11 protein-coding genes are annotated in these 12,435 nt (G+C 71.1%); 7 read left to right on the forward strand and 4 right to left on the reverse strand.

Annotated features, from left to right (window positions below; all coding sequences use genetic code 11):
* Positions 1-83: 83 nt before the first annotated feature.
* From ABZ464_RS42645 to ABZ464_RS42675, 7 genes are all read left to right on the forward strand, one after another.
* Positions 84-1,901, forward strand: a complete 1,818-nt coding sequence (locus ABZ464_RS42645; protein WP_359287294.1) for a fatty acyl-AMP ligase — start codon at positions 84-86, stop codon at positions 1,899-1,901.
* A complete protein-coding gene (locus ABZ464_RS42650) occupies positions 1,891-2,832 on the forward strand; it encodes an acyl-CoA desaturase (RefSeq protein ID WP_359287295.1) in 942 nt (313 codons plus the stop codon). The genes ABZ464_RS42645 and ABZ464_RS42650 overlap by 11 nt, the downstream gene beginning before the upstream one ends.
* Positions 2,833-2,858: 26 nt before the next feature.
* A complete protein-coding gene (locus tag ABZ464_RS42655; protein ID WP_359287296.1) occupies positions 2,859-3,803 on the forward strand; it encodes an acyl-CoA desaturase in 945 nt (314 codons plus the stop codon).
* The gene (locus ABZ464_RS42660; RefSeq protein WP_359287297.1) at positions 3,790-4,086 is read left to right on the forward strand and encodes an acyl carrier protein; all 297 of its coding nucleotides are present in this window, start codon (positions 3,790-3,792) and stop codon (positions 4,084-4,086) included. The genes ABZ464_RS42655 and ABZ464_RS42660 overlap by 14 nt, the downstream gene beginning before the upstream one ends.
* Before the next feature lie 13 nt (positions 4,087-4,099).
* Positions 4,100-5,200, forward strand: a complete 1,101-nt coding sequence (locus ABZ464_RS42665) for a fatty acid desaturase (protein WP_359287298.1) — start codon at positions 4,100-4,102, stop codon at positions 5,198-5,200.
* Positions 5,201-5,233: 33 nt separating this feature from the next.
* A complete protein-coding gene (locus tag ABZ464_RS42670; RefSeq protein ID WP_359287299.1) occupies positions 5,234-6,505 on the forward strand; it encodes a cytochrome P450 in 1,272 nt (423 codons plus the stop codon).
* Positions 6,506-6,579: 74 nt separating this feature from the next.
* Entirely contained in the window at positions 6,580-7,365 is a 786-nt protein-coding gene (locus ABZ464_RS42675) for a DUF5995 family protein (RefSeq protein ID WP_359287300.1), read from the forward strand.
* 40 nt (positions 7,366-7,405) lie between these two features.
* Here ABZ464_RS42675 and ABZ464_RS42680 read toward each other — a convergent pair whose 3' ends face one another.
* The 4 genes from ABZ464_RS42680 to paaE all read right to left on the reverse strand — a co-directional run bounded on the left by ABZ464_RS42680 (position 7,406) and on the right by paaE (position 12,434).
* Positions 7,406-7,828, reverse strand: coding sequence for a cytidine deaminase (locus tag ABZ464_RS42680; protein WP_359287301.1), 423 nt, complete (start codon positions 7,826-7,828; stop codon positions 7,406-7,408).
* A gap of 21 nt (positions 7,829-7,849) precedes the next feature.
* On the reverse strand, positions 7,850-9,544 hold the full coding sequence (locus ABZ464_RS42685; RefSeq protein WP_359287302.1) for an acyl-CoA dehydrogenase family protein: 1,695 nt from the start codon (positions 9,542-9,544) through the stop codon (positions 7,850-7,852).
* 342 nt (positions 9,545-9,886) lie between these two features.
* Complete coding sequence (locus ABZ464_RS42690; protein WP_359287303.1) at positions 9,887-11,239, reverse strand: FAD-binding protein; 1,353 nt, start codon at positions 11,237-11,239, stop codon at positions 9,887-9,889.
* An 82-nt stretch (positions 11,240-11,321) separates the two neighbouring features.
* Entirely contained in the window at positions 11,322-12,434 is a 1,113-nt protein-coding gene (gene paaE, locus ABZ464_RS42695) for a 1,2-phenylacetyl-CoA epoxidase subunit PaaE (RefSeq protein ID WP_359287304.1), read from the reverse strand.
* Position 12,435: the final 1 nt, after the last annotated feature.

The following is a 12,435-nucleotide window of genomic DNA, read 5'->3' on the forward strand; positions in this document are numbered from 1 at the left end:
CTTACTTGATCGACGGCTGACTTCTGCAGGGGGAGCGCCCCAACCCGGCGGCTCCGGGAAGGGGTTCGGTGGAACGGGAGGCCGTGCCCCACCATCGGACGCTCACCGACGTCCTCGGTCTTCGGGCCCGATTAACGCCCCACCGCCCGGCGTTCCGCTTCCTGGCCGACGGGACGAGTGACCATGTGGAGACGTGGACGTACGGGGATCTGAAGCGGCACTCCGACGCCGTGGCGGCGCGGTTGAGAGCCGGAGGGCACTCCGGCGACCGCGTGGTCCTGGCCGGTCGGCCCGGACTGCCGTTCGTGGCGGGGCTGATGGGCGTACTGCAGGCCGGTGCGACGGTCGTCCCGGCCTTTCCCCCGACCAACCGGCGGGCCGTCACCCGGCTGCGTTCGATCCTGGCCGACTGCGCGCCCGGTGCGATCCTGGCCGACTCCCGGCACGAGGGGCGGTTCGCCGGGCTGACGGACAGCGGGGGCACGGCACCGCGGTTGATCCCGCTGGACCGGACAGCCGAACCCCTTGCGCAGACGGCCGACGGGCAGGTCCCGACGGCGCCCGCACCGCCGGTCCGGCCGACGGACACGGCGCTGATCCAGTACTCGTCCGGATCGACGGGCGACCCGAAGGGCGTCGAGCTGACGCACGCCCACCTGATGAGCAACTGCCGGGCTCTCGGCCGGCACATCGGCGCGGAGGACGATCGCGTCGGCCTGACCTGGTTGCCGCCGTATCACGACATGGGGCTCATCGGAACCATCATGCTGGCGCTGCACGGCGGCTGGCCGCTGCTGATGATGACGCCGGAGCACTTCGTCCAGCAGCCGGCCCGCTGGCTCCGGGCGATCACCGACCACCGGGTGACCATCACCGTCGCGCCGAACTTCGCCTTCCAGCTCTGCGCCGACACCGTGGAAGAGGAGGACCTGGCCGGCGTCGACCTCTCGTCACTCCGTCAGGTCTTCTGCGGGTCCGAGCCGGTCGCGCTCGACACGCTCGACGCCTTCCGGAAGCGGTTCGCGCCCCTGGGCTACCGGGAGGAGACGCTGATCCCGTGCTACGGGCTCGCCGAGGCCACGCTCCTCGTGACGGCCAAGCCGGCCGGTACGGCCCTCAGCGTCGAGTGGGCGGACCGCGAGGCGTTGTCGCGAGGCCGGGTGGTGGCCCGGGACGAACTCCCGCGCGGTGAGGCGGAGACGGCGAAGAACCCGGTGGGCGACGCCGTGCCCGTCGTCGGGTGCGGCGTCCCGGCGCAGGGGCACGAGCTGCTCGTCGTCGATCCGGACTCCGGCCGGGTGCTGGCCGATGCCGAGGTCGGCGAGATCTGGGTCCACGGGCCCCATGTCGCCGTCGGCTACCACGGCAAACCCGGGCCGACCGCCTCGGTGTTCGGCGCGACACCCGCCGACCGCGCCGGTCGGCCGGACGAACCGGAGAAAACGTATCTGCGGACCGGGGACCTCGGCTATCTGCGCGCCGGCGAACTCTTCGTCACCGGCCGGATCAGCGGTCTGCTCGTGGTGGCCGGCCGCAACCTCTACCCCCAGGACATCGAGCGCACGGTCGACCGCGCCGACCCGACCGTCCACCGCTCGGTCGCCTTCGCGGTGCCGGGCACGTCCGAGGAGCACGTCATGGTGGTCGCCGAGGTCCGCGACAGCCGCCGGACCCGGGCCGAACTCGACGCCCTGCAGGGCAGGTTGCTGGCGGCGGTCGCCGCCGAGCACGGGGTTCGACCGGCCGGTGTGCACCTCGTGCGGGTCGGCACCATCCCCCTGACCACCAGCGGCAAGATCCGCCGGGGAGCCGCACAGGCGGCGTATGCGGAGCGCACCCTGGGCAGGACCCTCGTACCGTCCGACGCCTCCGGAGACGGGGAGCCGTGCCATGAACACTGAAGCCCACACTGAAGCCGACGCCGAGCCGTCGGCCCAGGCCCCGGCCGCGCCACCGAGGGATCGCCGCGCGCTCGCGCTCGCCTGCGCCACGGTCGGCGGATCCACGGCCGGTTGCGCGGCCGCGATCGTCTTCACCGTCCACCACGGCTGGTCCTGGCTGCACTTCTCGCTGTTCGCCGGCATGTACCTCGTCACCTCACTGGGGGTCGAGGGCGGGCTGCACCGGTTCTTCTCGCACCGCTCGTTCTCCGCCGGCCCCGTGCTGACGTTCCTGTGGGGCATCGCGGGCAGCATGGCGGCCCAGGGCCCGATCCTGTTCTGGGTGTCGGTGCACCGCAAGCACCACGCCTTCGCCGACCGGGACGGCGATCCGCACTCGCCGCGCCCGCGGGGCGAGGGACGGCTGGCGGTGCTGCGCGGCCTGTGGCACGGCCATGTCGGATGGCTGTTCACCGTGCGGCGGGAGGGCTGGGCCAAGTTCGTCCCCGACCTGCTGCGCAACCGTCATGTCCACACGGTCGACCGCTACTACGTCTGGTGGATCGCCCTGGGGCTGGCCCTGCCGGCCGGGGTGGGGTGGGCGGTGACCGGCCGGCCGGTGGACGCGCTCGGCGGACTCCTGTGGGGCGGATTCGCCCGCATGTTCGTCCTCGACCATGTGACCTGGACGGTCAACTCGCTGGGACACACGCTGGGCCGCCGCCCGTACGACACGCGCGACTCCAGCCAGAACATCGCCGTGCTCGCGCCGGTCTCGGTGGGCGGGTCCTGGCACAACAACCACCACTCCCAGCCGTCGCTGGCACACAACCGGCACCGCTTCTGGCAGCTCGACATCACCGGCGGGGTCATCGGCCTCCTGGACCGAGCGGGACTGGTGTCGGACGTCCGCTATCCCGCGCGCACCACCGCGGCTCGGGAAGTCCGGTAGCACCGGTGGAAGAGGGAGAGCGAACCATGTCGGCTGTCAGCGCCCAGGCGGGCATCGTCCGGCTCGACCCGAGAAGCCTGCGGATCAAGAGATTCTCCGCCCTGACCACCATGGTCCTCCCGCTCCTCGGCACCGCCGCCGCCGGATACCTCCTGGCCGCCGGGCGGTTCACGGTGACCGACCTGGTCCTGTTCGGCGTGTTCTACTGCGTGCACCTCGGCGGGGTCACCATCGGGCTGCACCGGTACCTCGCCCACAAGGCGTTCAAGACCTCGCCCTGGTTCCAGGACGTCCTGATGGTCACCGGATCCATGGCCGCGCAGGGCCCGCTGCTGTTCTGGGTGGCGACCCACCGGCGACACCACAAGTACGCCGACCGCGAGGGCGACCCGCACTCGCCCAACCTGCACGGCACCGGCTTCACGGCCCGGATGCGCGGCCTGTGGTACGCGCACATGCCGTGGATGCTCAGCGAGGAGTCCTCGAAGTGGTCCGTCTACGCGCCGGACATACTGCGGGAGCGACGCCTGATCCTGCACCACCGGCTCTACCCGACCTGGGTGATGGCGGGACTCCTCCTCCCGGCCGCGATCGGCTTCGCCGTCGGGCACACGGCCCTGTCCGCCTTCTCCGGGCTCGTCTTCGGCGGCCTCGCCCGGATCTTCGTCGCCAACCAGGCCGCGTGGTGCGTCGGATCCCTCTGCCACGCCTTCGGCAGCAGGCCGTTCGACAACGGGGACAGGAGTACCAACAACTGGTGGGTCGCCGTCCTCACCTTCGGCGAGGGCCTCCAGAACAACCACCACGCCTTCCCCGGCTCCTACCGCCACGCCACCCGGTGGTGGGAGCCCGACCTCAGCGGCTGGGTGCTGACCGTCCTCGGCCGGCTGCACATCGTATGGAATCTGCATGAGCCGTCACCCGCACGCATAGCCCGGAAACGACAGGAGCCCCACCGTGTTTCGCCGTGACAAGAACGAACGCACCTCCGACGGCCCGGTCACCGAGGAGGCCATCCGCGCCTGGATGGTCGACTACCTGGTGGACAAACTGTCCGTGGACCCCTCCACCGTGGACACGAGCCGGGCCTTCGAGGACTACGGACTCGACTCCCGGGCCGGCATCCAGATGTGCGGAAAGCTGGAGAAGTTCGTCGAACTCCGCCTGTCGCCCGCCCTGTTGTACGAGCACTCCTCCATCGACGCCGTGGCCGCCCACCTCGGCCGACGGCTCGTCGAGGAGCACAGCCACTGAGAGCGAGGACATCATGGCCCTGAGCGGCATACCGACCAGCCCCGACCGGCGGTTCGAGGAATTCCTGGACAAGTCACGGGCGTTGGAGGGACGGCACCTGACGGAGTCGATCCCGCGCGAGTACTTCACCCCGCGCACCGCCCGGGGGCTGCTCGGGCTGGCCGTGAGCCTCGCCCTCTACGCGGGGGCGATCACCGGAGTCGTGCTCTCCCCCTCCTGGCTGCTCGACATCCCGCTGTGGTTCGTGGCCGGCCTCGGCGGCTGGGGCATGCACTGCATCGCCCACGACTGCGGCCACGGCTCCTTCTCCCGGTCCCGGCGCCTCAACACCGCCGTGGGGAGCGTCGCGCTGCTCCCACTGCTGTACCCGTACCACTCCTGGCGCCATGTGCACAATCTGCATCACTCGTACACCAACAACCTCGAACTCGACACCGACTGGCGGCCGTTGCCGCCGGACGCCTACCAGCGCCTTTCCCCCTTCGCCAAAGCGGTGTACGCGGGCACCCGCACCTGGGCCTTCTGGGGAGGAACGGTCCGGTACTGGTTCGTGTCCGGCTTCCGGCCCGGCTACTTCCCCAAGCGGTCGATGCGTCGCGAGGTGTGGCGGTCCATCGCCTTCACCGCCCCCGTCGCCGTCGTCGGCCTGTCCTCGCTCATGGCGTTCACCGGCCTACGAGGCCTCCTGTTCTACTTCGTCCTGCCCTGGCTGATGACCCACCTGTGGTTCAGCGCCACGACCCTCATGCACCACAGCGCCGCCGACGTCCCCTTCCTGACCTCGCAGTACTGGACCCGCAACGCCGCGAGGCTGCTCCTCACCACGGACTACGCGTATCCGAAGGTGCTGTCGTTCCTGACCCACAACATCTCCGTCCACACCGCGCACCACGTGGCCCCGGCGATCCCCTTCTACAACCTCCCGAAGGCCCAGCTCGCCCTGAAGTCAGCCCACCCGGGCATGGTCCGCGAGGAGCGGCTCAGGCTCGGCCGGCTGTGGCGCATCCTGCGCGGCCTTCACCTGTACGACCCCGAAGCGGGCTTCTACACCGACTTCGAGGCGGCGAAGGAACCGCCGGGAAACCGGCCGGAGACGGTGTCCCCCTCCGCGTGACCTTGATGGAGTGACTTCAATGGAGGCATGGCCATGCCAGTGACCGATCAGCGGATGACCGAGCCGGTCATGGGCCCGGCCGAGGCACTCTCCGAGCTGTTCACCCCGGCCGGAAAGCACCACCCCTACCCCCTGTACGACGCCCTGTGGGAACTCGGCCCGGTGATCCCCCTCGGCCCCGCCGGAATGCTCGTACTCGGCTACGACGAGATCTGCACCGCCCTGCGCGACTCCCGCTTCCTGGTCACCGACGCCGCCGTGCACCGGACGACCGGCATGAACGAGCACTCCTCGTGGCAGTGCTTCACGAAGATCATGATGTTCAGCAACTCACCCGACCACGAGCGCATGCGACGCTTCGCGGGCTGGGCCTACGCACCGCGCCAGGTCGCCGAGCGCCGCCTGCTCGCGATCAGGGCGGCGGAGCGCTGGACGTCCCACCTCGCCACCCTCGCCGGAGGCGGCGACGGCGGCGACGAGGGTGGCGACGGCGGCCCGGTCGATCTGGTCGAGGCGTTCGCCACCCGCGTCCCGATCACCGTCACCGGAGAACTGCTCGGCATCCCCGACGCGGACCGTATGCCGCTGCGCACCGCCATCACCGCGACCACGACGGCCTTCGAGCCCGTCTTCGACCGCGACGAACTGCTGCCCGCCGACGCGGGGATGGACGTACTGGTCGACTACATCGCCGACCTCGTGCGGGAGCGCCGGCGCCGCCCGGGCGACGACCTGGTCAGCGCGATGGTACGAGACCGCGATACCGCCGGAGCGTTGAGCGAGGAGGAACTCGTCGCCAGTCTGGTGATGTTCGTGATCGCCGGTGTGCAGAGCCCCAGCGACCTGATCGGCAACACGGTACGGCTCGCACTGGACCACCCGGCCGAGGGCCTGCGGCTGACCACCGATGACGACTTCGCCTCCGCCTTCATCACGGAGGCCCTGCGGATCGACCCGCCGAACCACGTCCTGACGCGCGCCGCCGCGACCGACATCGACTTCTACGGCCATCGCGTCGCCGCGGGCACCCGGGCCCTGCTGGTCCTGGCCGCCGCCAACCGCGACCCCCGCCAGTTCACCGACCCGGCGACCTTCGACACCGCCCGGAAGGACAGCCGGCCCCTGTCCTTCGGACTGGGCCCGCACTACTGCCTGGGCGCGGCCTTCGCCAGAATGCAGGTCGAAGCCGCCGTACCCGTCCTCCTGCGGCGCTTCCCCCGCATGACCCTCGCGGCCCCGCCCACCTACCGGGACCAGTTGGTGACACGCGGCTTCGCCCGTATGGACGTGGCGCTCGGCTCATAGACATCCTGTGATCGGCTGTGCGGGCAGAAGCCGGCGCAGCGCCCGAACAAGCGGACAACGAGGGGGAGTTGGGCATGACGGTGGAGAACATCGACGGGGTCGTGGACGGCCTTGCCGGGATCGTGCGGGAGGCCCGCCGTGCGGGTGACCGGGTCGGGTACTTCGCGGCGCTGTACCGACAGGTGACCGTCGAGGTCCGTACGGCCATTCACGAGGGGCTGTTCGAGGACGGCGCCCGGATGGACCGTTTCGACACGCACTTCGGCAACCGCTACTTCGACGCGTACGACGCCTGGCGTCGCGACCGGAGCGGGCCGCGCTGCTGGCGCGAGACGTTCGGGCTGCTCACCGACGCCGACACCGTCATCGTCCAGCACCTGCTCCTCGGCGTGAACGCGCACATCAACCTCGATCTGGCCGTCGCGGCCGCACGGACCAGCCCGGGCGAGGCCATCCACGAGCTGCGCCACGACTTCCTGCTGATCAACGACATCCTGGGGCGGGTGGTGCTGGCCGTGCAGGACTCGGTCGGCGATCTGTCGCCGTTCCTGTCGCTGCTGGATCAGGTCGGCGCCCGCACCGACGAGCGGATCCTCGACTTCAGCGTCCGCCAGTCCCGTGAGGAGGCGTGGCACAACGCGGTGTTGCTGGCCGGCCAGAACGAGGCGGAGCGCGTGGCCACCGTCGAGCGGCTCGACGTCCGGGCCGCCGTGCTCGCACGGCTGATCGCGCGGCCGGGCGGCCTCGTCCGGCCGGCCCTGGAGCTGATCCGGCGAACGGAGAGCGATGACGTACCGGCCGTCATCAAGCATCTGGACCAGGCCATGCGGCGGCCCTCCGCCCGGCAGACGACGGCGTGAGGGAGACCCCCTCACGGTGAACGACGGCTGAGGGGCGCGTTCACTCGGCCTCGAGTTGGTGGTCGGCCCAGACATATGTTTCGGGCAGCAGGTCGCTGATCCGCACGGTGCGGATGCCGTCGTCCTTGCCGACGATGACCTCGAGGGCGGGGAAGTAGTCGAGAAGGACCTGCCGGCACCGGCCGCACGGCGGAACGACCCCTCGGTCGCGGTCGCCCACGGCGACCACGGTGTCCAGCTCGTAGGCGCCCTGGGCGGCTGCCGCGCCGATGAGGACCAGCTCGGCGCAGGGTCCTCCGGTGAAGTGGTACGCGTTCACCGCGGTGATGATCCGTCCGTCCCGGGCGCGGGCCGCGGCCGCCATGGTGTGGTTGTCGCCCCGGCAGCGCGTGCGGGCGATGTGTGCCGCGGCCTCGATGAGTTCGTGGTCGACGGGGTGGGTCTGCGTGGTCGGTGTGGTCATCTTCTCCGCCTTCGTCAGGTGTCAGCCGACCGTGTCCCGCGCGACGATGGGGCGCAAGTGAATATCGAGCGCGCCCCTTGCGCACTCGATGTGCGGGGTTTCTCGCCCCTCGGCGAGCCCCGCGAGCGAGAACGGGGTGTCCTCGTGCAGGCTGCGCAGGATCGTCTCCTCGAGCACGGCGAGATGGGTCTCCGGGAGTTCCCGGCCGGGGGCGAACCGCTGGAGCAGCCGGTGGAGGCACAGGACGAGCCAGTGCCCCGCGGCGAACGCGCCGCCGAGCGCCTCACGGTTGCAGAGCCAGCTGAGCAGGCACGAGGCCGCCGCGTGAAGGACACAGTGATCCTTGGCCACGGCCATGGCGCGGGTGGACCGGCTGCCCTGTGCGTCGTCGAGCCGGGCGTAACAGCGCCGGCGCGTCGAGTCGAGCTCGGCCACCACTTCCCGCAGGTCGCGCTGTACGGGGCCGGTGCAGAGGTCTGCCACCTGCCGCTTGATCCACTCCCACGCGTGGGTGATCTCGTCCTGCCCCTCGTTCGAGAGCTGCAGGCGGGTCGCATCCGGTGTCCAGGCGGGGGCTTCCTCGGTGAGGGAGAACAAGGCCGACAGCACCTCGGTCCGCTCCGGCTCGCCGGGGCGCCGTACGTCGTCCGCCAGGATGAACGGGAGCTGATGGGAGACCGAGTTCAGGTTCACGTGGGTGGTGCCTTCGAAGATGCTCGCGATGGCGTGGTCGCGCTGGAGCTTCTGGAAGACACCGTCGGCGGCTCCCTCCCGCAGCCAGCTGCGGGCCCCTAGCACGCCGGCCATGCCGGCGACCACCTCCTCGGCGACGACCGGGACGAAATACTTCACGATCGCGCACCGCAGGCTCAGCCGTCCGGGGGCGATGCTGAGCGATCTGGTCACCGCAGTCATGACGCACTCGCTGATCAGCACATCGAGATGAGCCTTGAGCACCTGCTCGCGGATGACCGGGAGCGCGTAGATCGGCCCGCCGTACAGGTGCCGTTCGTGGGCGTAGGCGAGGGCGATGCGCACGGTGGCGTCCATGGTGCCGATCGACAGGGCGGGGACGAGGGCGCGGGTGATCTGCATCATCTTGAGCGACTGCCCCAGCCCGGTCCCCTCTCGTGGCCCCGGAACCCGACCGTCTTGGCGGGCGGGAGGTTGACCCAGCGCTCCGGATCCAACCCCTCCTTGTCGACCAGAACCAGCGAGAAGTTCTTCCCCGTACGCACGTACGCCGTGAGGAAGCGGGCTTTCGTGGCGTTGCCGGCGGGCCATTGCGACCGCCTCGTTGCTGTTGAAGTCGCTGCCGTGAGCGGCTTCGGAGATGGCCATGGAGGTGGGACGGCCCCCGAGGATCTCCCGCGCGAGGGTTTCCCGCTGCGCGCCGCTGCCCCACAGCCAGGCGGGGAGGCCGCCGAGGAAGGTCGATCCGAGCCTGACGGAGACGGCCACGTTGCGCTGAGAGACGACACGGGTCAACAGGAAGAGTTCTTCGAGCGAGCGGAGCCGGCCCCCGTGTTCCCCGGGGACGAGGAAGTCCTGGAAACCCCACGTTCGCAGCATGGGGACCGTGCCCTCCGGGAAGCGGCCCGTCTCCTCGCTTTCGACGATGTCGCGGTAGGAGAACGGCGTCCCGGGCTGCCGGGGGTCGCCGAGGAAGCGCTCGAGATCGGCGACCGCCGGGTAACGGCCGTTCGTGAGGTTCATGACGTCTCTCCGGCCCGCTCGGACGCCGACGGGTCCCGGTCGGCGAGCAACCCTTCCAAGTGGCGGGCCAGGGCGTTGACGGTCGCCGCTCAAGCAAAACCTCGCCCGTCCGACGGGAGAACGCGCCGAAACACAACGTCGGATATGCCGCGATGCGCTGTTCGACGTCCTCCGGCCGCGCGGACTGCTTCGCTGTCCATCTCCGGTGCTCCAGCGCCATGAGCTGCTCGATGTCGTCGGTTCCCAAGAAACGGACTTCGATCTCATCGGCGGTGTGCGGCTGTTCGTACGCGACCGGTCTGCGGTACGGAAGAGGCTCAGGGGCGACCGGGTCCCGGGTGGTCATGGCGTTGGGATCCCCTCGAGTTCGAACGGCGGACGGGGCGTGGGGGCCGGCAGGCCCAGCAGGCGGCCGCGGATCACGGAGGCGACCAGCCTGGGGTCGAAGAGACAGGCGGGTGAGCCCATGAGGTGGTAGACACGGTCGAGCCTTCGTTGGGCCCGGGTGTTGCCGTGGGCGGCGAGCCGGTCGACCTCACCGGACCAGTGGCCGAACAGGGTGGCCACCACACCCGCGGGCCGGCCGGGCCCGAGGTGGCCCAGGTCCTCGCCCGTCGCCATCGCCCAGGGCAGGTCGGCGGCGCGGGCGAAGCCGCGGAGCAGCCGGCGCTCCCAGCCGGGCGTGGTGTCACGGGTGAGCGCCTGCCGCAGCAGCAGCGCCTGCAGAGCGGCCACCGTGATGCCCTGACCGTAGACCGGGTTGAGCGCGCACATGCTGTCGCCGGTCACCAGCAACCCGTCGGGCCAGTGGGGGAGTCGCTCGTAGTGGCGGCGCAGGTTGCCGGTCCGCCGGTGCACCGCCACCTCGGTCAAGGGGCGGGCGCGGGCGGCTAGGTCGGCCAGGGCGGGGTCGCGCAGCCGTCTCAGAAAGCCCTCGAAGCCTTCCGGATCCCGCGGCGGCCGGTGTTCACCGGCGCCCACGGCGGCCACCAGCCAGCGGTCGCCCTCGACCGGCAGGGCCACGCCTCCGGCGGGGACCCGACGCGTCGGCAGCACGATGATGCCCGCGGCGCTTCCGAGGACATCGGCAGGCGCGGAGTAGACGCGGGACGCATAGCCGAAGCGGGCGTCGACCGTCGAGGTGGGCAGGTGACCGCAGCCGTGCGGCGGCAGCCACTGCGGCAGCCGGGAACCGCGTCCGGACGCGTCCACGACCAGGTCCGCGCGCAGCGGCGGGCCGTCGGGACGCTGGACGAGCCAGCCGTCCCCGGAAGGTGTGCGGTTCAGCCCGCCGACCCTGAATCCGGTCAGCAGGCTCACTCCGGGCAGAGCCGTCACACGTTGCCCGACGAGGTGTTCCACCAACGGGTGGGTGGCCGACACCAGTTCGTAGGCGGGCGTACCGAACGGAGCCCAGCCCCGCTCGCCGAGCCAGGCCACACTGCCCGTGTCCAGGGGGACGCCACCGGCGGCGACCAACTGCTCACGCGACCCGGGCAGCAACTCCTCGATGGCGCACAGCCCGCGGTGCAGCAGCACATGGGGCTGCCGGCCCTGGGGGACACCGTTGCGGGGGGTGGGTGACGGGGAGTCCTGCCCGAAGCGATGCCCGGGATCCTGTTCGAGGAGGGTCACCGTCCGGCCTGCCGTCCGGAGGGCGGCCGCTGTTGTCCAGCAGGTCGCGTGTGTGGGCATAGCGGAACTGGCCGCGGCCGGGGGCTTCTTCGCGGTGGATCTGGAACCGGGTGACGTGCCGGCCCGGTGACGCCGTACCTCCTCAGCTGTCGAAGTCGACGCTCAGTGTCTCGGAGACGGGGAATGTCTGGCAGGTCAGCACATAGCCGGCGTCGACCTCCGCGGCGTCGAGGGCGAAGTTGCGGCGCATGTCGGCCTCGCCCTCGGTGACCAGGGCGCGGCAGGTGCCGCACACACCGCCCTTGCAGGCGAAGGGCAGGTCGGGGCGCGTCTTCTGGGCGCCGTCCAGCACCGTGGCCGCCCGCGGCAGTGCGGCGGTGGTGGACCGGCCGTCGAGTGTGACGGTGACCTGACTGACCGGGCCCTGCGCGAGGGCTTCCTCGTGCCGCGCCTCGGGCATCGGCGCGTCGTCGGCGAAGAACAGCTCCCGGTGGACCCGGTCGTCGGGCACTCCCAGGCCGGCCAGTACCTGCTGGGCGTCGCGGACCATGCCGTGGGGGCCGCACAGCCACCAGTGGTCCGCGCCGGTGACGTCGACCAGCCCGCCGATGAGCGCGCCGAGGCGGTCGGCGTCCAGGCGGCCGGAGAGCACTTCGGCCTCGCGGGGCTCACGGGAGAGGACGTGGGCGAGCTGGAAGCGGGCCGGGTGGAGGTCCTTCAGGTCGGCGAGTTCGTCGGCGAACATGACCGAGCCGGTGCGCCGGTTGCCGTAGAACAGCGTGACCCGCGAGCGGTCGTCGGCGGCGAGGACCGACTCGGCGATGGACAGCATGGGCGTGATGCCGGACCCCGCCGCGATGAGGACGTGGTGCCCGGGTGTGGCGAGGTCGGGGGTGAAGGCGCCCGTCGGAGCCATCACCTCCAGGGTGTCGCCAGGCCGCACCTCGTGGACCAGCCAGGAGGAGAACAGGCCGCCGGGCACTGCGCGCACCCCGATCCGCGGCCGTGCGCCCACCGGGGAGCAGATCGAGTAGGAGCGCCGCTCGTCCCGCCCGTCGACCTCGCGGCGCAGAGTGAGCGACTGGCCCGGGGTGAAGGCGAACTCCTCGGCCAGGTCGGCGGGGATGTCGAAGCCGACGGCGGCCGCGTCCTCGCACAGCCGCTGCACGGTCGCGACGCGCAGGTGGTGGAAGGCCGGGCGGCGGCGTCGCACGCGCGTGGGGCGGACGGCGCCGGACGGCTGCAGGTCCTCCATC

The sequence above is a fragment of the Streptomyces sp. NPDC005820 genome, assembly GCF_040630255.1.
Taxonomy (GTDB): domain Bacteria; phylum Actinomycetota; class Actinomycetes; order Streptomycetales; family Streptomycetaceae; genus Streptomyces.